Source organism: Acinetobacter amyesii, from assembly GCF_002018365.1.
GTDB classification, from domain to species: domain Bacteria; phylum Pseudomonadota; class Gammaproteobacteria; order Pseudomonadales; family Moraxellaceae; genus Acinetobacter; species Acinetobacter amyesii.
Genome location: NZ_MVKX01000007.1, coordinates 137,017 through 157,144 on the forward strand (window position 1 = coordinate 137,017; position 20,128 = coordinate 157,144).

Below are 20,128 nucleotides of genomic sequence, written 5' to 3' on the forward strand. Positions count from 1 at the left end.
AAAGTAACACATTTTTTTACAAATCCGCGGTTTATCACATTTTCATAACAATCATTTTTCATCTTTATCCAGAAAATCAATCTCTGTTAACGAAACTACAAATCAGCTAAATGCCAAACAAATCACACTTTTTACAATAAAATAATATAAAATCTTTTTTATCGTTTAATATACGAAAAAAACGAATTCTCCCATATTTAACCTAGGCTTACATAAGCTAATGAAACTGCATTCGAATAGTCTTGCTCCGCTTAATACACGCCACAGCATGGCTTTTGTCATAGTCGCTGCAGTTATTTTTTGCTGCTGCTTAGTCGGTATTTTCAGCCGCCCATTAAGCTATTTAGCGATTTTTTGGCCTGCGAATGCAGTGTTGTTAGCAATATTCTTAAGGTTTCCCAAACTCAGTAATCTGGGGGGATGGTTAGGTGCATTTACCGGCTATATGCTCGCAGATTTAGTGACAGGCAATTATTTCCAACTCACCCTATTTCTCACTTTTTCGAATTTAACCAACAGCATGGTATCGCTATTTTTTATGCGATATTTTCAGGTGAACTATCAAAACTATAATAAAGGTTTCACCTTTCTGACCATGATTGTCATCATCGCCTGCGGTGGATGTCTTGCGGGTGCTCTTTTTGCTATTTTCACCGTGCCTTATATACCCAATACGTTTATGTCGACCGATCGATTATCGATTGATTTTGGTATGTGGTGGATTACCGAAATTTTAAATGCGCTGATTATATTACCGCTTATTCTGTCTTTTCCTAAACTGGCCGATCTTAAACTTTATTTCAAAGATCGACGTCATCAAAGCTTTCAGATCAATAAAATATTTCCGGCAATTGCAGTTGTCTTCTGTGTATTTTTAACAGCAGTTTCTACAGGCTCAGGGGCAATTCTCTACCCTTTAGCGGCTCTAATTTGGGCAGCATTAACCTATCGATTATTTACCTTATCCCTAATTAATGCCGTGGTAATTTTAGCGACCTATTACAATTTAAATGCGTTCTATTTACACGATTCTTCGCTTGCCTATTTATCGACAGCAATTTCAGTCCGTATTGGCCTAGCCATGCTGATTCTGTCGCCGTTGATTCTTTGTATTATTAGCCGAAATCGGCACGAGCTATATAAAGAGGTTTTATACCTTGCAAATCATGATAGTTTAACGCATGCGATGAATCGTCGATATTTTTTCGAGCAAGGTGAGCTTTACCTACAAAACCAAATTCAGCTTAACTTTTCCATTATCATGATGGATATTGATCATTTTAAAAAATTGAATGATCAATATGGGCATTATGTCGGTGACCAAGTTTTACAAGAGTTTTCGAGTGTTGTGCGTAAGAATTTACGTGAAACAGATTTATTTGCACGTATTGGTGGCGAAGAGTTTAGTGTATTACTCACGAACATTGCAGCAACTGAAGCTCAAGGTATTGCTGAACGCATCCGAAAAGTCGTTGAAACTACGCCTATCATCATTGATGAACAAAATACGATTTATATTACGGTGAGTATTGGTCTGATTCATCAGTCTTTGCCCAATGCTCCAAGTTTGCAAAGTATGATTAACCAAGCCGATCAGGCCTTATATCAAGCTAAAGAGCTCGGCCGTAATCAGGTGATTTTAGTTCATTGAGACTTATCAAAATACTGAATTGTTTCAAGCTGGCTTTTGAATCGTTTTAGGCAAACCCACGACCAAAAACATGGCAGGTACAACAGCCAGTCCTGCGATCATAAAAATAACGGGTCCCGAAAGCGTGTCCCAATATCGGCCTGCTAAAATACTGCCACTCGCAACACCTAAGCCCCACATGGTACTGTATAGCGCTTGACCACGCCCTTGTTGACTTGCGGTAAAATTTTGAAAAATGATTCGCATCGCGATTAAGTGGAATAATCCAAAACTAAAGGCATGAATCGTTTGCGCAGCAAATTGAGTGATAAACACTGTCGGATATAAGCCAACTATCAACCATCGCATCCCTGTTAACCCCAGACAAATGAGCACTAAGTTTCGCCAAGAATATCGATTAAAAAAGACATTGGCATAGGCAAACATAATGATTTCTGCAATGACTCCGACAGACCATAAAAAACCGATTTGGCTCGTCGAAAAATCAGCTTGCTTAAGGTAGTTACTATAAAAACTATAAAACGGCGCATGCGAAAAGAGCAGAAAAAATTCAATGATAAAAAAACTCGCTACAACTGGTCGTTTTAAGATAGGCCAAAGTGGTTCAAGTTTTTTCTGTGAAGATGGTGCAGTAGCAGGCTCTTTAATCGTAAATGACCAAATAAATGTGAGAAATGCAATGCATAACAACATGATAGGCAGCATTGAAACAGGTATTATTTCTAGCAAAGCCCCTATTCCAAATACCCCAACAATGAAACCAACTGAGCCCCATTTTCTGACTTTTCCATAAAGTTCTGCACGACGCTCAGCTAACCAAAATAAAGTTACCCCTTCAAACTGAGCCAATATGGCATTTTGAAAGAAACTGAATACCAGCATGAGTAATGCAACAGACTGAAAACTGTTGGGAATTATAAAAATCAGAAACCAAATACAGGCTTCCATCCATGTTGCAATTCGGACTAAAAGCATGCGCTTGCCGGATTTATCTGCAATCCAACCCCAAATAAATGGGGCAAAAAAACGTGTCACAATTGCAATCGAAGATAAAACACCAATTTCTTGATAGTTAAACCCTTGATCCTCTAAATACAAACTCCAATACGGCATGAATGTACCCACTATTGAATAATAGAAAAAGTAGAATCCACCTAGTTTTGTTTGGATTGGAATTGATTGCATTTGGTTGTATTCACTTGTATTTTCAAACACTTAAATAATTTAATGGTTGTATAAGATTGCACTCATTTGGCTGTATTTGTAGCTCAACAGTCTACAAATGAGTCTACAAATTGCAAAAAAATATTTTTTTTGATTTTTTGTAGACTGCTTTAAAAACTCATTAATTTTCACTATTTTATCATTGTTTTTTGCATAAAAGAAAAACCGCCCGAAGGCGGTTATTTTTTGACGATGAAAGTTATAAATCTTTTGGAGTATTTATTTTATTGGCGGGCTAGAGATGGAAATAAACTCTCTACGATACGCTGGGTACTCCATAACCCAATTTCTTGATGATGCATATGAGGTGCTAAATACTTTAGAAGTTTGTTGATCTTGTATCCGGTATTCGTACTTCCATCATATTGTTTCTTAAGCTCAGCCATTTCATGGTTGGCTAAATAACTAAATGAATTGGTCTCTAGGAAGTTTTTCACAAACTCATTATTCACTTGGTTTTGCTTAGGATCTATTGATTTGCCAGCAATCCAATCATAGATAAAAGTCTTTTCAACAGCACTAAACACCCCAAACATTTTTCCCTCTTCGTCGTGAATCATCTGCCAAAATCTACTTTCTTCAGGTGGTTGATTCAGTTTTATCCACCCCATACGAACAAGTTCAAAAATAAACTCTTCAACACTGTCATCTTCAGACAACCATTCATTCGTTGTTTTATTATTAAACATGCACTTATTGCTATGCATGTGTTTACCAACGATTGCTTTTTTCTTAAATATTTCAAGCACCATCTTTTCAGTGCTTAAATTTTTAATTATCTGAACTGAACTCATTCCCTTGTTATTTAGGAGAAACCCGATTTTGAGTTTACGAATGAACTCTTCTTTAGATCTGTACCTTGTAGAAAGTTTTTTAATGGCATTGGTTGCAAGCTGCGCATGCCCATTATCAAAATTATCTATCGTGATATGAACATTAAAATAGTGTGCATCAATTCCAAGTTCTTTTAACTCGTAATTGCTAATTAGCAAATGTAAAGGAAGTTGTTCATAGCCTAAATTAAAACCTGCTATCTCTGGTATAAACTCTGAAGGTGCATAGGCAAGCGCAAGCTGTATTGCTGCTTGATGGTAATAAGCATCTGATAAGTTTAAAGAAAGTTGATTCAAACCATGTGCCAATAGTAGGTTGTCATACATTCGCACGTGATTGGCTTTTTCTGAACCGAGACCAAGTTCCTCTAAATATATCTGGATAAAATCCCTAAATACTGGATCATTCCAATACTGAGTAAAGCTGTACAGCCATGAACCATCCACTTTTTTTGTGGGTGCAACCTTGTATAAAAACTCATAAGCTTTACTAACTGATGAAAAATACTCTCTTCCTCCACCTTGCTTTCGTCTATCTAGGTATTCTTTATAATATTCACACTGTGTGCGGTTATTATGATGAATCCAATCGACAAGATGGTCTAGTTCATCTGGCATGTCACTGATATGGTCGAGAGTTTTTATTTCATTTTCTAAAACATTAAAAGCTTTTAATTCTTTGGCTGAAACCGGTATTGATGAGTCTAAGAAGAACTCAACGATTTCAAAATATTTCTGATGATCTTTGGTTATTAAGTTTAAGATTCTTTCTTTTACTGCTGTAGGCATTATAATTCTCTCGCGGTAAATGATTCTTCTCAACCATAAATCAGAAAATTAGAGTATTTGTTAATTTTTTTTAATGAAATTTAACACAATGTAATATTTTAAAAATTTTAATATATAAAACATATTCTTAGCATTGTTTTTAACCAATTGGTAAAAAGTAACAATTTTTTATGATGTGATTTAATTCACATATTCATATTTAAATATCAATTATGATTCTAATATAAAATATTTATAGGATAATTTATATGAAATCACTTTTTGACTTTATTTCTAAAAAATCCCTATCAATAACGCTATTTGAAAGTGCTAGTGCTGGATATTTAGCATATAGAATTTCACAAGATAAAAACTCTGGGGTACTTCTTGATGGCTCTATTGTTAGTTATGACTTACGATTTAAGAAGCGTATTTTAAATATAAAACAATCACTTATAAGAAAATATACGGCTGAGTCTCAACAAGTCACCACACAATTGATAGTGAATGGTAAAAAACTTTTTAAATCAGATATTTATATTTCTTGCACTGGGCTTTTAAAGCGTGGAGGATCTGAAAACAAATATAAACCTGTAGGTACTTTTTTCTATTGCATCTACTTTAAAAAAGACTTCTATAACTTCAAAATTACAACTAAAGGAAAACCTACTAAAAAATTAAAAATTCTATATAAAGCTATTATGAAATCACTTTCAAAAATATTAAAAAATTATTATTGTTAGCTTCATGTAATTAAATAAAACCCATTTATCCATATAAAACAGTACCCAATAATTTACTTTTAAACACAGTGAAACCTAATAAAGATTATGTAACATCTTAAATATTTAAATTAATAATATTCATGTTACTAATAAATGATCTACTGTAATTGAGTAGATTATCTAATCAATCTTTGAAGGAACAGTATTATGTCTATTTATAACCAAGATCAAGAGAACAACAACACTCAAAAGCCGCTGCACCAACAAAATCAGCAGTCTGATCAACAACGTCAACAGAATGGTCAGCAACAGCAGCAGCAACCCCAACATCAACAAAACCAGCAGTCTGATCAACAACGTCAACAGAATGGTCAGCAACAGCAGCAACCCCAACATCAACAAAACCAACAGTCTGATCAACAGCGTCAGCAAAATGGTCAGCAACAGCAGCAGCAACCCCAACATCAACAAAACCAACAGTCTGATCAACAACGTCAACAGAATGGTCAGCAACAACAGCAGCAACCCCAACATCAACAAAACCAGCAGTCTGATCAACAACGTCAGCAGAATGAACAGCAAGAGCAATAGTCAAAGTAACAACAGTAATTTTTATTTGCAGAAGTAGCCCAGGGATCACTACTTTTGCAATTTATTAAATAATTTATCGGAGTTATTACTATGAACGACCATCAAAATGAACATCCAATACATCATGACTGGCGTACGGATTACTCCAATAGACCGTACTATGGCGATCTTCAACGAGAAGTACCCGATATTGACTATGACCGTGATCTAAGGTCAGCTTATGAGCTTGGTGAGCGCGAACGTAATTTATACGGTGAGAATGCGCGTTTCGAAGATTCTGAGCCGGATTTACAAACCAAATGGGAAGAGTTTAAAGCAGATTCCCGTTTGAAATGGGAACATGCTAAGCATGCTATTAAGGATGCTTGGGATAAAATTTAAATCATTGTTTAAAAATTAGAATTACTAAAATGTATTAAACATGGACTTTATAAAAATAATTCTGCATGACACCTCTTTTAATTTTGCATTGGAAATTATTTTCCGATGCATCATTATGTTTATCTTAATTATTATATTTTTAAGATTTTCAGGTAAAAGAGGTGTCAGGCAACTTTCATTATTCGAGTTAGCTATTATCTTAAGTTTGGGTTCTGCAGCTGGCGATCCCATGTTTAATGATGATATCCCCATCGTACAAGCACTCATTGTGTTTGCAGTCATTATTCTTCTATATAGATTTACAACGTATCTAATCATGAAATCAGATACTTTTGAAACAATGTTAGAAGGTAGGCCAATGTATATCGTCAAAGAAGGCTTATTGATTGTTGAAGATATCAAACAGGAAAAATATTCATATGACGAATTTTTTGCTGAGTTAAGGCAAAACAAAATAGAACACTTAGGGCAAGTCAAATCAGCATTACTTGAAACAGATGGGTGTCTAAGTGTGATTCCTTATGCCAAAGATAATATTAAATGGGGACTACCAATTTTTCCTGATCACTACCAAAAAGCAAAGCGTTTTGATTCTAAAACATACTATTCATGCATGCTGTGTGGTCAAACACAATTTATTAGTTCTCTAAATGCTCAATGCCCCCGCTGCAAATGTGAGCGCTGGGCTGAATCTGCTTTTTATTGTGAAAGCAACTCTATTCAACCCTCAGATTGAACACAAAATAGACAATTTTTTACTTTAAATTTGCCAAGCATCTTTATTGTCTATATTAGCTTTATGCAATAGCAAAACCTTATCTAGCACATGTACTAAATAACATCAGACAAAGGGATGTAGCTCATGAAAAAATCAAATAATCCTAAAATTGATCAGTTTGAAAAAGAGGCATATGTAGATCCTAAAGGTAAAACACTGACCTCATCTTTGGGTGTACCTGTAGCCGACAATCAAAATAGTTTAAAGATAAATCAGACTGGCCCTACTCTATTAGAAGATTTTCTCTTACGAGATAAGTTAATTCATTTTGACCGTGAACGTATCCCTGAGCGTGTAGTGCATGCTCGTGGTGTTGGAGCGCATGGTTATTTTGAAGCTTATGAAGGCAACGAAAAATGGACTAAGGCTAAATTTTTGACTAACACTCAAAATCCAACACCAATCTTTGTCAGGATTTCTACAGTACAAGGTGGACGCGGATCAGCTGATGTAGTCCGTGATGTACGCGGGTTTTCCATTAAGTTTTATACCGAAGATGGAAACTACGATTTAGTCGGCAATAACATTCCTGTATTTTTTATTCAGGACGCAATCAAGTTCCCTGACTTTGTCCACGCTGTAAAGCCTGAAGATCCGAATGAAGTTCCAACAGGTCAATCAGCGCATGATACGTTTTGGGATTTCATTTCTTTAAATACCGAAGCCTCTCACATGACAACTTGGGTGATGTCAGATCGTGCTATTCCTAGAAATTTACGATCGATTCAAGGTTTTGGTGTACATACCTTCAGATTAATCAATAAAGAAAATCAGGCGCATTTAGTTAAATTCCACTGGACACCAAAACAAGGTGTAGCCCAAGTCGTTTGGGATGAGGCCTTAAAGCTTAATGGTAAAGATCCCGACTTCCACCGCCGCGATCTATGGGATGCCATTGAACGTGGAAATTATCCAGAGTGGGAATTAGGGGCACAGATCTTTACTGAAGAACAAGCGGCTCAATGGGACTTTGATGTATTAGATGCTACAAAATTGGTACCTGAAGAGCTCGTACCTATTACCCCACTAGGTAAATTTACTCTAAATCGCAATACAGATGATTTCTTTGCTGAAACAGAGCAAGTTGCTTTTAGTCCAGCCAATATCGTTTCAGGAATTGATTTTAGTAATGATCCTTTACTACAGGGTCGTTTGTTCAGCTATACAGATACACATCTGCACCGCTTAGGAACAGCAAACTTTAATCAAATTCCAATCAATAAGCCTGTCTGCCCTTTCCATACTAATCGACGTGGCGGATATGCAAACCATGAAGTCTATAAAGGTAAAGCGAATTATGAACCAAATTCTGTAGATGAAAATTGGCCTAGAGAATCTACTAATGATCCCCACGCATTTCGAACCCATCCTGAACAAATCGAAGGCAGCAAGTTAAGAATCCGACCAGAAAGCTTCGCAGATCATTTCTCGCAAGCGACCATGCATTACCAAAGTCTTGCTAAGCATGAACAGCAACATATAAAGGATGCCTATGCATTTGAACTTTCAAAAGTGAAAGCTATTGAAATTAGGGAGCGAGTTGTAAATGAGGTGCTTGCAAATATTGACTTGGATTTAGCTCAATTTGTAGCAAATGAATTGGGGTTAGATGCTCCGACTAAGCAAAGTAATTCGGTTAAGAAAGCTACCGTCACTAAATCTGATCACTTAAGCACATTGGCATACCCTGCATCTGATATTAAGCAACGTAAAATTGCACTGTTGGTACACAACGGTGCAAATGCATCCTCTATCGATGCAATTAAGACTTGGGGCGATTCAGAAAGCGCTGTAGTAGAAGTATTAGCGCCAAATGCCGCGCCGGTGAAATCTAACGATGGTAAAGAAATTGCAGTTGATGGACGTCAGAATGGCGAACCTTCAGTTACCTACGATGCTGTCGTTATTGTTGATGGAGATAATTTAGATGAGTTCTTGAATGATGGTGTAGCTAAACACTATGTATTGGAAACCTTTAAGCATCTTAAACCTATAGTTTTATTGGGTGATAAAGAGGCTTTAATTAAAGAGCTTAATCTAACTCAAGATGCTGCGCTTTTCACTTCACAAAGTTTCAAAGATGTCAGTGATCAATTTAAAATAGCGATACAGAATCACCGATATTGGGATCGTGAAGATAAAGTTGCTTCTATTCCTGCTTAATTTAACTAAGAATAAAAAACCGCCCTTCTGGGCGGTTTTTTATTACTTCAACAATCTGTATCTTGCATGTGGTAGTGTCTGAAGTTCAAACATGTGGTCGTAATCATAGTTTGGTATTTTGAATCCGCATTTTTTACTCACGTCTGAAATAGCACTGCTCATAGAAAACATATTGTCGTTGAGCATAGTCACCAGTAATGGGTTTAGTTTGGCCAATGCCGGGCTATGTGTGTACCACCATGCTTGAAAGAAGCGAGCATGTACGCACAGCATTTCTAGGGATTGTTTTTCATCTATATAGATACTGCCTTTTGACTTAATTTCTAGAGTTTCTAGGTAATTCACTGCATCTTGGAAATGAATGGCCAACAGATCGCTATAACGTGTGATACGGAAGTGTTTGTTATGACGCGACCACATTTCAGCGTAGATTTTGCGCTCACCCTCAGATCGACGGGACACGATTTCATGAAGTAAGGCTTGTTGCTCTGGTGATATTGATTGGCGGTCGTTAATTTTCCATTGCATAACCATTGCGTCATAAGCGCGGATCACCATTAAATGGAATTTTGCAAAAATCCACATTGCGTATGAATAAACGAGTTCTTTGACTACATATGTACCATTATTTTTGCCATCATTAACTTTACCAACAGCGGGCATCTGCAAATTTGCAGATGCCCCATTTGAGGGATTTTCAATCTCAGCAATTAGGTCTTTGGTTTGCTGATTGCGAATAAAGTAAGCAGGCTGGTGTTTCTTATCATACCCACTCGCTTTATGAAGATCATTCAAGCAATAACGCCCATCTTCATCCTGACGAATTGAAAATTCACCAATAACTAAAGGTTGGTTGTTTGGGTTTAAAAGATTTTGTTGTATAGTGGTCATAGTTCTAATCCTTGGTTTGGGTTAAACAACACGAAAGCTCCTTGATCCGCCAAGATTACTAGGGGCTTTTTTGTGTCTGTTGATTTCATGCTTTCGCACTCTTATGTTTTTCTACCAGTAACTTGACTGCTTCATTCATAAGATAAACGATTGATCTCTTATCCTCTTTAGCAATCAGCTTAAGTTCTTTGTGTAGATCGCTGTCTAATCGACCTTTTATGTAAACAAATTCTTCTTTCACAGCATTCTCCCTAGTCCCCATTTTGGGGTGTTAGATCATAGTACCCACTTTGGGGTTATTGGTCAATACCCATAATGGGGTTATTATTATTTTTATTTTTGGCAGTGTTTTATGAGCGAAGATCAAAGCAGCGTTGTTACCCTCAAGGTTCGCGTAACACCTGAATTTCGTGAAAAAATTATCTCCTCCGCTAAAGAAAATAATCGCTCTATGAATGCTGAAATAGTGCATAGATTGGAGGAGAGTTACTACACACGAGCTCATTCTGAAGATAAGTTTTTGTTATTTGGTAGTGAAGCTGAAAAAATAAAAATGGATTTACAAAAAATACAAGCGACCATGGATCAACTATTGAATCAAAAAAACCAAGAAAAGTAAGTCAGTTCTGACTTAGCATCATATCTGGTGCCTTCTTCCACAACCTCAATCCGAGGTTGTGGAATTTCTAAAACCTAACTACTTAATAAAAATATGAAATTTTCTTTTAACTTTGACTTAGCCGTTATCCTTTCATTCTTTACTGGCTATCTATACTGGTGTGGTTACTGGTATCAATATGGCTACACTAGTTTCTTTAATTATCCAATTACCCCATATGAGCTGCCTTTAATAGCTACCATAATACAAGGGTTGTTAATTTCTTTTGAGGGAACATTATATTTAACTCTCTCATTCGTCTTCATAGCCTTTTTAAGTGGATTTTCTTCAAAGCAATGGGATTTCGGCATTACGAAATTAAGCGCTTGGTGTGCAAACTTCATTATTCTTGTTTATTTTCTTATATCTAAACGCTTTAACCCATTTTTAGAAAACTTAATTGCAAGTAAAATTTCTAAGTTCTACATGCAATTCCAGATCCTTAATCCTCAAAATGTAGAAACCAATAATCAGGCGACACCCTCTCTTTTAACTACACAAAATTCAAAATGGGCGAAATTTAAAAAATGGATTATTACACTCAACCAGGATTCGAAAACGTATACAAACCACGTAATGTTTGAGCAAAATATGACCACCGATGCGATCTCATATCAAATTTATGGCCGCGATAAACGAACATCCGAGGCTCAAAATGTTTTAAAAACAGTTCTGTATTTTATGCTTATATTCCTTATTCTTCTTTTACTCATGTGGATGCTTAAAAGCGGGACTAAAGCAATCAACCGTGGATATCAGGATGCTCATTTGAATTATGTGTACACTTTTTCACCTCAAAAAGAGAATTCAGCACCAATATTTCCTTTGGTTAGTTCAAAGACCAAACCTGAGTTAAAGAACTATCATTTGACAGATTTTTGTATGCAAGGATCCTGCTTACTGGTTAATAAAAACAAAAATATTCAAACCTTTAAAATAGATGATTTGATCATCAAAAATAGGCCAAATTCGGATTAAAAAAAGCACCTTAAGGTGCTTTTTTCGTAAACCAGAAGATAAATACAATTTATAATCTAATTTTAGGCATAGCACATCCTAATTCAAATAGTTTTCTTCCATGATCTAACCAAATCAATCCGTCACTAGTATCCAATTGCTGATGAGGCGATTTTGGATGATTTTTAGATTCATGAGATAACCACTTAAGTACATTAACTGCCATGTTGCTACAAATTTGGGAAATTAATAAGTTCGGATGTGATCTATGAGGACTTTTATATGAACTAATAAAGCTAGGATCTAAGGCATCTAACTCTTCAACTACACGATTCCAAAAAATCTTACAATCAGAGCCTTTACCTAGTTTTGCAATCCAGTTTGGACTCAAACCTTCTTTGAGATCAACGTATTTAAAAAATGGGGTTTTTAATTTTCCTTTTAAGGTGGAAATTTCACTAATATTTTTTAATACAGCTGGATCTTGAAGATGCCCGTTCTCAATAAAGAGTAATGGAATATCATTCTCAATTTCTCTGCCATCAGTATGAAAAAAACAGCCAAATGAAGTTTCTTCATCAGCTATATCATGACACTTTTGTGTTACTTCACTAAAATTTGCTTGAGGTGAAAATTTATCACTATCACAGAAGGCAATTACAAAATTTGATTGAGGCTCGAGAGACTTTTTAAAATTCTTAGCAATATTAGCTCCACCACCATTACGTGGCGTTATATTAAAACCCAATCTTTTAATTGAATTTAATTTTATATAATGCTTAACTGCATATAATAAAAGTTCTCCATCACTTAAATCTTCTGCTAGTAATTCAACTGAATCTAAATAGCCATACTCTATTTTTTCTAAAGGGAAATACCATGTAGTACTATCTTCATCCTTATAAACTGATGCTTTAGTATTAGTGATAATAATTTTATATGTCAACTTCTCGAAAAAATCTGTGTATTCAAAATTAAATCTTAGTATTTGCTCCAAATGAGTTTTATCAATATCAGATAACCCATCACTATTAATTAAAGATTTAAAAGTTTTTTTCTTAGCATTTAACAAATTACAACCATGAACAGCTGAAGTGATTAATAAACTCAACTTCAAAGCAAGTTTAGGGTTATTTTTTAAATCTAATTCTGCCAAATCATCATCTAAATAAATATACATAAAAAACCTATTTTACAATGACTGAAAAAATCCAATAGGCCAATTTTTAAGTGTTCCTTCATCATCAAAATAAGCTGTATCCACTTCACTATAACCATCTTTTTCATTAAAAATTAAGACTTGTATATTATCTGGAGATAGCACTCCCTCCTCAATTAGCTCACCAAATCTATAAATTAAATGAGGACTATGTGTTTCCATAATAATATTAAAATTATCAGCATTTTTATTTGAGACGCTTGAAATTACATCGGCAATTTGTGCTTGATAGGCTGGATGTAAATGTAGCTCGGGTTGCTCAATAATAAAACATTTTCCAGAGTTTCTTGTATTCCAAAACTTTGAAATAATTCTATTTCCCCTATTTTTTCTTTCTGTTGCAGCCCACAGTTGAATAATAAAGGGCAAAATTTGTGAATACCCCACACCAAGATCAGCTAAGTTTGTTTCTTTATCAAAAATATTATTAGTATGTGATAAGGTTAATGCAATATGCCCCTCATCTCGGCTAGGCTGTACCTCAATACCAAAGTGGGTAGACATCATAGCTTTTAAACTTTTAAGTTCTTCTTGATTCAAGCTATCAACAAACATTGCAATGTTTGAACCCTTGGAATCAATCTCATCAATTGCTAGTTCCTGCCTGCGATAATATCGTTGCGCTGTTGCACGTAGAGGTTCAAGATAATGAGTATTACTGAAATATCTAGATAATTGTTCATCTAAAATATAAGTAATACCATCTAGTTTGCTTAAATAGACTAATGCACAAAAATCATTAAAGATATCACTATCAACTGAAAGATCTTCCACTGCTTTTTTGACTGATTTTAGTCGGGTTTCATTACGAAGGTAGTTATATATTACTTCCTTTCTATCAAAAGGAATAAACCTAACTATTCTATTTAAAGTTTCTGGTTTTATAATATTATTCTTAATTATCTTCTTTAAATCACTTAGCAATAAATTTTGTATTATATCTCTATCTAAATATAATTCTTTTTCTCTAATATTATAAACCCTAATAAAAGGAAGAAAATCCTTTTGCATCGCCAAAAAACAAATTGATCTCTCTTTACAAAATGCTTTATCCCACACATTTTTATTGAACTTAATATTTTCGACTTTACCATCTTTTCCGATATTGATTTCAAACTCTTGTTCTAATATTTCAACTTTCAGATATGATGCAAATGTATTACCTTCACTCTCCTCAACTCTTAACGCCAATTTAATATCAGGATATTCATTTGATCTATTAGAACGCCTAGGATTATTTTCCAAGTTTCTAATTATATTTTTTCCTTCTACAGTAAATGAAAACTCAATATATTTATCTTCAGTTGAACGATTTATAACAGTCTTAAAATCACCAAAGTCAACAAGTTTACCGTACCACAATATTGGTGCTCGCTTTTCTTCAGCGCAACTTTGGCGAATCAAAGGAAATGTACGTGCAAAAGTACTTTTTCCAACACTATTTTTTCCAACTAATAAAGTGATAGGTTTCATTTCAATGTCACCAGTATCACGCAAACTTCTTAGGTTTTTTAGCCTTATTGATTTAACTAAGTTCATAATATTTAATGTAAAAATAAAATTGTAAAATATTGGTAAAATTTATAACTGTCAACCAAAAATTCAGGGTAATTCAACGATTCGTCAACTAAACCATTATTCATACGACTTTCTAACTAGATTCGTTGAGCAAACAAGTCGAGAGTTGTTAGACTTCAGCTAATGTTTTGACTTTAAAATAATTTATGAAATTTCTACTCATTTTAGTTTTGGGGTTCACTTCCATCCAAGTTTATGCAAAAAAGTGCGCTGACTTTAGTACTCAACAGCAAGCACAGAAATGGTATGAACAAAGAAAAAAATCAGGACAAACGGGCTGGAAAAGCTTAGACCGCGACGGCGATGGCCAGGCCTGCGATTGCCTGCCGGGTGGAAATGGGAAGAAGTACCCAAAGAAGAAAAAGTAGAAAAGTTAAACAATGATTAAAGATCAAATACTTAATACATAAAAAAACAAAATGAGCTTAAAACCAATTTATAGTAATTAATTCACTTTCAAATTAAAGCAGGCTTATAACATGAATTCAAAAACCCGTAAGCTCCTTTTAGCTGGTGGTGCCGTACTTATTGCTGGTTCAATGCTCTCAACTGCAAATGCAAACACTACGGAAGTCCAAGCGGTATCAAAGGTAGATTTAAATAAATATCTTGGTACATGGCATGAAATTGCACGTAAGCCGCTATATTTCCAGAACAAATGTGATTACAACGTCACTGCGAAATATTCTTTAAATGAAAATGGTAACGTGAAAGTAGATAATAGTTGCTATAGCGCAGACGGCAAACTTAACCAATCAATTGGTGAAGCATATGTTCAGAACGCGCCAGCTAACTCGAAACTTAAAGTAAGCTTTTTACCAAAAGCAATTCGTTGGTTGCCAGTAGGCCGTGGTGATTATTGGGTTCTAAAAATTGATGATGACTATCAAACTGCATTAGTTGGGTCACCAAATAAAAAATATCTTTGGGTACTCAGCAGAACTGCTAACCCTGACCAGGCCACAGTTGATGAATACTTAGATTATGCAAAATCCATCGGTTTTGATTTATCAGATCTGATTAAGACTAAGCATAAGTAATATTCCAATAAGTCCCCATCATGGGGACTTATTTCTAAATAATACAATGTAATTTATCTGGCCATGAACGTAAGAATATAAGGCCCTTTGTATCCCTTCTATTTCAAACCCTGATATCAGCGTCTATTTACGATAGGCTGAATGCTCACTCACATTGAAATAGGAAAATATTCTAATGACTACTATTAATGTTGAAAATATTAAAAGCCATGCAGATGTAATTGCTTCATGTGGGACTAAAGTTGGTGAAGTAGACCACTTGCAAGGTTCAGATCAAATTAAACTGACTAAACATGGTGACGGCCATCACCACTTAATTCCAGTTTCATGGGTTGGTGAAATTACAGACAATAAAATTGTACTGACTAAAGACTCTCAAGAAGTTAAAGATACTTGGGTTGAAGCTTAAAACCCCAATCCTACAAAACCCTCTTAGTGAGGGTTTTTTTATATCTGCTGTAATAATCATTGGAGCATATTAGTCTTTATCTAATGTATGAGGTGTTGTCGTCTCTTCATTTTCATTACTGTCTTTTTGCTGGCAACCTACCAGCCCCATTACTAGTACCACGCTTATAATTGCTAACGCTTTCATACTTAGGCCTATATATTTGTTAAAGCTCTACACTAACAAAGCATGACTGTTACTGTGTAAATTTATGAAAATTCATCATTGAGTTAATAATAAGAAAGAAATCAATTGAGGGCTTTTTTATACGCGTTAGCCAACTTCACGTCATAACTATTCTTGGCATATGCAATACCGTTATAGCCACGCGCAAAGGCTTTCCAGTCCTTATTTTTCAATGCATTCATCAGGCCATTCACTTGAATGTATCGACACATGGCTTCTAATTGCGTTGATTCATCTTTATACATCGCATTAATAAATGCTTGTAGAGATGAATATCCTAAAGCCTTCCAGTGATAGCCCATCACCTGCCCAATTCCCCAACTAGCCGACTCTAGTGCTGAAGCCCGATGATATTGCGAAGCAGCATTTAAGCGACCGTGTTGAGCTGAATACAGACCATAGCCACCTGTACTTTTACTGCATAGATCCGGACGCTTAACCATCATAAGATCCACTGTCTTTGCTTGGCCATTGGCAATCAAGCGCTGCCGCATTACATGACGTTCAAATAGAATCACTGGTGTATTGTCGGCATTAAAGCCTGATCCTTTACATTCAACGTCTATCACAGCCCGCAATGCTGCAGTTTCAATCCCTAGCAATTTTGCTTGGGTTTCAATTTGTGCTGTTGTTAATTTTTTACTCATTCCACTTTCCTTTAGGCATAAAAAAAGCGCCTTATGGCGCACAGACAATAAAAAACCGACATCTAAAAGAAGTCGGTTTAAGATTTGATAGCTAAGATAATTTCAGGTAATTTCCAAATTAGAATTGGAATGGAAAATAATATTAAGAAGGCAAAAATAGTTTGCCATAATCCATGTTTTTCAATAGACACTTTAATAAGCTCCACTATTGGTTTAGAATATTCGAACATAGATTGATCATGTCTCCTTTCCTTTAGGTTGATATGAAAAAAACCTCAGTGCGCTAACACTGGGGTTTTTCTTTAGGCATAAAAAAAGCACCTTTCGGTGCGTATGTAATAAAAACGGACTATCAGTAGCCGGTTCACATTCTCGAAATAAATGTACAGACAATGATCGTGAAAAGAATTGCTATAAATCGCCATACTGCCATATCACACAATCCATTTCATTAATGCTGTTATGGCGACTATTGCGCCTGTAAGACTACCAACCACCAGTGAAATAGACTTACCCCACGCCATAATGATGGCTACTTTTCCTGTATCTTTTTCGCTCATTTTTCCCTCTATGCTGATATCGGGTTTGGTGTTAAAATTCACTAATGTTCTCACTTATTTCTTGTCAATTTGTGGGAAACAAAAAAGCCCATGACTGCGAATCACGGGCTTTTTACTTTTTAAAATGTTTGATTATTTTCTAAGATCATTTCTCGCATCTTTCAGCTCTTTCACAACTTCAATAATCGTCTTACCTTCCTGCTTATTGATGAAGTTAAATGTCCAACGCACAATAGCCCAACCGGGTAAACCACAGATAAAGAAGAAACCACCCAGGGCAATCATTCCCCATATATCAGTTACCCATTCATGTAAGCCCCATTTCACGATAATGAATGCACCACCGGTCAGACTCGATACAACGGTACAGATTAAGCCAACAGCCCATTCCTGTGGTGAGCGCGGTAAACGCATCATAATGACGACTGTTGCAACCAAGCAGATGGCCAATGTTACTGCAACTGCAGCACCGTAAAATTTTAAAAAAGCTGCGAAACCACTTGTAGAGACAGGCTCCATTAAATTCCCCTAATTTTTAGGCATAAAAAAAGCACCTTTCGGTGCCATTATTTAAATGATTCAGACTTCAATCTGACTGTGTTGACCTGATGGAGCTGGCCGCAAGATTTGTTGATTTGAAATGAACACACGTTGCCCTATGTTGTAGGCTGTCCCGCTTGTGCAAAGCACTGGTCCGGATCCTCCATCCACTTGAACACGATATTCAGGATGACTTGCAGAAGTGATTGTTCCAATTAACTCAGCATGCGTCGGGTTCAGTAGTTTACGAAGTTCAAATAATGGATTACTCACGATGAATGCGCTCCACTTTGATAGATTCTGTGACTTTGCCATGACTAAATGAACCACTCACAGAATCAATTACACCCCACCACTGTCCATGGAATGCTATAGTTTTACCTGGCAACAACTCACCAACTTCTTGAGAGACCGGTAAACCTGACAAGGTGTGAAATTCTTGAATATTGGCTTTGATTAACTCCATCTTGCCAAAACTTGCACCTGATACGACATCGAACATTGGACCAGTCACAGCCTCAAGAGGAATATCACCTGCAGTATTGCGCTGTTTCACAATCAGGCTGTCGCCACTTCGACTGTTCACGACGTTAATGGCATTGTAGTCAGCGATGTAATCCTTGTTTTGCTCAATAGTTTGTTGAATCACGATACTTGGCGCTATCAAAATGTCGTAGTCGTCCACAGTCATAGCATCCCAATAGCCTTTTTTATAGCGTGGTAACACTGAAACTTTATTACCCGCTTTTTGGCTGTAGATGAATCCACCGCCAGCTTCGACCACTTGCTTAATCGCATCCATTGGTGCCAGTTCTGCGTAGCTCAAACTCTCCGTTGCCACAATCCAGCCCACATCATCAATCAACTCCCAATCGAGTTCGGTGGCTGATTGTGATCGATCAATTTCGGCTTGAACTAACTGCACCGACGTTCGCTCATTGTCCTGAATGAATGAACGTTTAGCCGCGTAATCGGCCGCATTCAAAGCAGTAACACTTCGACCATCATAGGTATAAGATTTATTCGCAAACTTAATGGTCTCTGTTTCACTTTCTAGTAATACATGATGTTCAAAACCATTGATCATCAATTTCAGAATCACCGGCTGATCATTGATCGGCAGCAGCTTCTCTTTTTCAGTATGCGCTACTGTGATTGAATACGACCAACACCAGGTACTTCGACTAGCACTATAAGAACCGTTAATCACTTTGATTGGCTCAGCATTATCTAAGCGTTCTGCACTTAAACTATTCACGATATACCACCAGTTTTTCTTCTGTAGTGCTGGGATACAATCATCCGCACCAAAATTTAAAATGACATTATGGGAATCAACTTCAGTACATGAACAAATAAAGTTGAGATTTCCATCGCCAACATATTCAGGTAACTCCGGCTTTGGCCAAGGTTGAACCAGATGCTTGCGATAATGAATAGATTTGGCTTTGTCCCAAGGCAATTCGGACTTAGTGATGATCTCTAGACCCTTGTCCCACTCGAATGAAAAGCGCTTATCGAATTGCTCAGCCACTTCATGTGAATAGGTGAATTGCTTACGCCGACGAATCATTTCCTGCCACTTTGATTCACGATTGTGACGCAGCTTGATTGTGTCCTGATGCACATAACGTTGGTGAATAAAGTGCGTCTCACCTTCTTCCCAAACCATATAGGTATCAGAACCCAAGCCAGTGGCTTTCTTATGCAGTATTCGTACGGCTTTGCTCAGCAATGTCGCCTCATTAAATTCAGCATTTGAAATGTTTGAGACAACTAAACTCTTATCAAAAAAAAGAGCCTCATTTGAGACTCTGAAAATCGATTTTGACCAGGAATAGTCTTGGGGTCTAGATCTTGTTGCTGCTTGTTCAAAGAGACTAATCAACCCTAGGCTCACACCCAGCTGATGGTTCATATTCAGTTTGAGTTGAATATCATGCGAAATAGCACAATCCACAATAAACTCAATTGCACCTAATTGATCAATGCCCACAACATTAAGTTCAGGCTCAATACGTGTTTGCGCAGTAAAATCACTTTGAGCTAGCTGGCCAACCAGTGCTGTTACTTCAATATTTACAGCAGTATTGGTAACTACATCAATTTGATTAAAAGAAGATTGGTGTGCAAATACTCCAGCCAAGATTCCAACATTTACTTCGAAATCAATTTGCGCTGATACTTGATCCTGATCACCAAAATTAAGATTGCTATCACCAGTGATTAAATCTTCGAAATTCAGAATTACATGATGCGCATCCTGAGGGATGTAATTAGACACATAAAT

General features: G+C 36.2%; 22 protein-coding genes. 11 read left to right on the top strand and 11 right to left on the bottom strand.

Annotated elements, in window-relative coordinates:
* Positions 1-220: 220 nt before the first annotated feature.
* On the top strand, positions 221-1,651 hold the full coding sequence (locus tag B1202_RS11765; protein ID WP_078190793.1) for a GGDEF domain-containing protein: 1,431 nt from the start codon (positions 221-223) through the stop codon (positions 1,649-1,651).
* A gap of 24 nt (positions 1,652-1,675) precedes the next feature.
* On the opposite strand, the gene B1202_RS11770 is transcribed toward B1202_RS11765, so the two are convergent.
* Complete coding sequence (locus B1202_RS11770) at positions 1,676-2,836, bottom strand: MFS transporter (protein WP_078190867.1); 1,161 nt, start codon at positions 2,834-2,836, stop codon at positions 1,676-1,678.
* 263 nt (positions 2,837-3,099) lie between these two features.
* Positions 3,100-4,497 (bottom strand): iron-containing redox enzyme family protein, encoded by a 1,398-nt coding sequence (locus B1202_RS11775; RefSeq protein WP_078190794.1) that lies wholly within the window; start codon positions 4,495-4,497, stop codon positions 3,100-3,102.
* 248 nt (positions 4,498-4,745) lie between these two features.
* Between B1202_RS11775 and B1202_RS11780 the strand changes: the two genes are divergently transcribed.
* The 5 genes from B1202_RS11780 (at position 4,746) to B1202_RS11800 (ending at position 9,114) form a co-directional block, all read left to right on the top strand.
* A complete protein-coding gene (locus B1202_RS11780; RefSeq protein ID WP_078190795.1) occupies positions 4,746-5,219 on the top strand; it encodes a CinA family protein in 474 nt (157 codons plus the stop codon).
* Between the two features lie 189 nt (positions 5,220-5,408).
* On the top strand, positions 5,409-5,792 hold the full coding sequence (locus B1202_RS16390; RefSeq protein WP_143221606.1) for a hypothetical protein: 384 nt from the start codon (positions 5,409-5,411) through the stop codon (positions 5,790-5,792).
* A gap of 84 nt (positions 5,793-5,876) precedes the next feature.
* Entirely contained in the window at positions 5,877-6,173 is a 297-nt protein-coding gene (locus tag B1202_RS11790) for a hypothetical protein (RefSeq protein WP_078190796.1), read from the top strand.
* Positions 6,174-6,213: 40 nt separating this feature from the next.
* Positions 6,214-6,909, top strand: coding sequence for a DUF421 domain-containing protein (locus B1202_RS11795; RefSeq protein WP_078190797.1), 696 nt, complete (start codon positions 6,214-6,216; stop codon positions 6,907-6,909).
* A 126-nt stretch (positions 6,910-7,035) separates the two neighbouring features.
* Positions 7,036-9,114 (top strand): catalase, encoded by a 2,079-nt coding sequence (locus tag B1202_RS11800; RefSeq protein WP_078190798.1) that lies wholly within the window; start codon positions 7,036-7,038, stop codon positions 9,112-9,114.
* Between the two features lie 42 nt (positions 9,115-9,156).
* On the opposite strand, the gene B1202_RS11805 is transcribed toward B1202_RS11800, so the two are convergent.
* Both B1202_RS11805 and B1202_RS16470 read right to left on the bottom strand, forming a co-directional pair.
* Positions 9,157-10,005, bottom strand: coding sequence for a KilA-N domain-containing protein (locus tag B1202_RS11805; protein ID WP_078190799.1), 849 nt, complete (start codon positions 10,003-10,005; stop codon positions 9,157-9,159).
* An 85-nt stretch (positions 10,006-10,090) separates the two neighbouring features.
* The gene (locus B1202_RS16470) at positions 10,091-10,246 is read right to left on the bottom strand and encodes a hypothetical protein (protein WP_171262646.1); all 156 of its coding nucleotides are present in this window, start codon (positions 10,244-10,246) and stop codon (positions 10,091-10,093) included.
* Positions 10,247-10,357: 111 nt separating this feature from the next.
* On the opposite strand from B1202_RS16470, the gene B1202_RS11810 reads away from it, so the two are divergent.
* Positions 10,358-10,624: an Arc family DNA-binding protein gene (locus B1202_RS11810; protein ID WP_078190800.1), complete on the top strand. Its 267-nt coding sequence runs from the start codon at positions 10,358-10,360 to the stop codon at positions 10,622-10,624.
* A 93-nt stretch (positions 10,625-10,717) separates the two neighbouring features.
* The gene (locus tag B1202_RS11815; protein WP_078190801.1) at positions 10,718-11,641 is read left to right on the top strand and encodes a hypothetical protein; all 924 of its coding nucleotides are present in this window, start codon (positions 10,718-10,720) and stop codon (positions 11,639-11,641) included.
* Positions 11,642-11,690: 49 nt separating this feature from the next.
* Here the strand turns inward: B1202_RS11815 and B1202_RS11820 are convergent, their stop codons facing one another.
* Positions 11,691-12,800, bottom strand: a complete 1,110-nt coding sequence (locus B1202_RS11820; protein WP_078190802.1) for a hypothetical protein — start codon at positions 12,798-12,800, stop codon at positions 11,691-11,693.
* A 12-nt stretch (positions 12,801-12,812) separates the two neighbouring features.
* The gene (locus tag B1202_RS11825; RefSeq protein WP_078190803.1) at positions 12,813-14,378 is read right to left on the bottom strand and encodes an AAA family ATPase; all 1,566 of its coding nucleotides are present in this window, start codon (positions 14,376-14,378) and stop codon (positions 12,813-12,815) included.
* Between the two features lie 185 nt (positions 14,379-14,563).
* Here B1202_RS11825 and B1202_RS11830 point away from each other — a divergent pair, with 185 nt between their 5' ends.
* From B1202_RS11830 to B1202_RS11840, 3 genes are all read left to right on the top strand, one after another.
* Complete coding sequence (locus B1202_RS11830; RefSeq protein ID WP_078190804.1) at positions 14,564-14,785, top strand: excalibur calcium-binding domain-containing protein; 222 nt, start codon at positions 14,564-14,566, stop codon at positions 14,783-14,785.
* Between the two features lie 111 nt (positions 14,786-14,896).
* Entirely contained in the window at positions 14,897-15,457 is a 561-nt protein-coding gene (locus B1202_RS11835; RefSeq protein ID WP_078190805.1) for a lipocalin family protein, read from the top strand.
* Positions 15,458-15,632: 175 nt separating this feature from the next.
* Positions 15,633-15,866 (top strand): DUF2171 domain-containing protein, encoded by a 234-nt coding sequence (locus B1202_RS11840; protein ID WP_078190806.1) that lies wholly within the window; start codon positions 15,633-15,635, stop codon positions 15,864-15,866.
* Positions 15,867-16,153: 287 nt separating this feature from the next.
* On the opposite strand, the gene B1202_RS11845 is transcribed toward B1202_RS11840, so the two are convergent.
* The 5 genes from B1202_RS11845 to B1202_RS11860 all read right to left on the bottom strand — a co-directional run bounded on the left by B1202_RS11845 (position 16,154) and on the right by B1202_RS11860 (position 20,122).
* On the bottom strand, positions 16,154-16,738 hold the full coding sequence (locus B1202_RS11845) for an N-acetylmuramidase family protein (RefSeq protein ID WP_078190807.1): 585 nt from the start codon (positions 16,736-16,738) through the stop codon (positions 16,154-16,156).
* Between the two features lie 434 nt (positions 16,739-17,172).
* Positions 17,173-17,298 carry a hypothetical protein gene (locus tag B1202_RS16715; protein WP_265733749.1) on the bottom strand — a complete coding sequence of 42 codons (126 nt, stop codon included), beginning with the start codon at positions 17,296-17,298 and terminating at the stop codon, positions 17,173-17,175.
* Positions 17,299-17,430: 132 nt separating this feature from the next.
* Entirely contained in the window at positions 17,431-17,817 is a 387-nt protein-coding gene (locus B1202_RS11850) for a hypothetical protein (protein WP_078190808.1), read from the bottom strand.
* Positions 17,818-17,877: 60 nt separating this feature from the next.
* The gene (locus tag B1202_RS11855; protein WP_078190809.1) at positions 17,878-18,111 is read right to left on the bottom strand and encodes a hypothetical protein; all 234 of its coding nucleotides are present in this window, start codon (positions 18,109-18,111) and stop codon (positions 17,878-17,880) included.
* Positions 18,104-20,122: a hypothetical protein gene (locus B1202_RS11860; protein ID WP_078190810.1), complete on the bottom strand. Its 2,019-nt coding sequence runs from the start codon at positions 20,120-20,122 to the stop codon at positions 18,104-18,106. Before B1202_RS11860 ends, B1202_RS11855 begins: the two co-directional genes overlap by 8 nt.
* Positions 20,123-20,128: the final 6 nt, after the last annotated feature.

Bases quoted from the DNA above. Each gene is read 5' to 3' on its own strand.
- B1202_RS11765 (WP_078190793.1), top strand. From the start codon at position 221: ATGAAACTGCATTCGAATAGTCTTGCTCCGCTTAATACACGCCACAGC.
- B1202_RS11770 (WP_078190867.1), bottom strand. From the start codon at position 2,836: ATGCAATCAATTCCAATCCAAACAAAACTAGGTGGATTCTACTTTTTC.
- B1202_RS11775 (WP_078190794.1), bottom strand. From the start codon at position 4,497: ATGCCTACAGCAGTAAAAGAAAGAATCTTAAACTTAATAACCAAAGAT.
- B1202_RS11780 (WP_078190795.1), top strand. From the start codon at position 4,746: ATGAAATCACTTTTTGACTTTATTTCTAAAAAATCCCTATCAATAACG.
- B1202_RS16390 (WP_143221606.1), top strand. From the start codon at position 5,409: ATGTCTATTTATAACCAAGATCAAGAGAACAACAACACTCAAAAGCCG.
- B1202_RS11795 (WP_078190797.1), top strand. From the start codon at position 6,214: ATGGACTTTATAAAAATAATTCTGCATGACACCTCTTTTAATTTTGCA.
- B1202_RS11800 (WP_078190798.1), top strand. From the start codon at position 7,036: ATGAAAAAATCAAATAATCCTAAAATTGATCAGTTTGAAAAAGAGGCA.
- B1202_RS11805 (WP_078190799.1), bottom strand. From the start codon at position 10,005: ATGACCACTATACAACAAAATCTTTTAAACCCAAACAACCAACCTTTA.
- B1202_RS11810 (WP_078190800.1), top strand. From the start codon at position 10,358: ATGAGCGAAGATCAAAGCAGCGTTGTTACCCTCAAGGTTCGCGTAACA.
- B1202_RS11815 (WP_078190801.1), top strand. From the start codon at position 10,718: ATGAAATTTTCTTTTAACTTTGACTTAGCCGTTATCCTTTCATTCTTT.
- B1202_RS11820 (WP_078190802.1), bottom strand. From the start codon at position 12,800: ATGTATATTTATTTAGATGATGATTTGGCAGAATTAGATTTAAAAAAT.
- B1202_RS11825 (WP_078190803.1), bottom strand. From the start codon at position 14,378: ATGAACTTAGTTAAATCAATAAGGCTAAAAAACCTAAGAAGTTTGCGT.
- B1202_RS11830 (WP_078190804.1), top strand. From the start codon at position 14,564: ATGAAATTTCTACTCATTTTAGTTTTGGGGTTCACTTCCATCCAAGTT.
- B1202_RS11835 (WP_078190805.1), top strand. From the start codon at position 14,897: ATGAATTCAAAAACCCGTAAGCTCCTTTTAGCTGGTGGTGCCGTACTT.
- B1202_RS11840 (WP_078190806.1), top strand. From the start codon at position 15,633: ATGACTACTATTAATGTTGAAAATATTAAAAGCCATGCAGATGTAATT.
- B1202_RS11845 (WP_078190807.1), bottom strand. From the start codon at position 16,738: ATGAGTAAAAAATTAACAACAGCACAAATTGAAACCCAAGCAAAATTG.
- B1202_RS16715 (WP_265733749.1), bottom strand. From the start codon at position 17,298: ATGAGCGAAAAAGATACAGGAAAAGTAGCCATCATTATGGCGTGGGGT.
- B1202_RS11850 (WP_078190808.1), bottom strand. From the start codon at position 17,817: ATGGAGCCTGTCTCTACAAGTGGTTTCGCAGCTTTTTTAAAATTTTAC.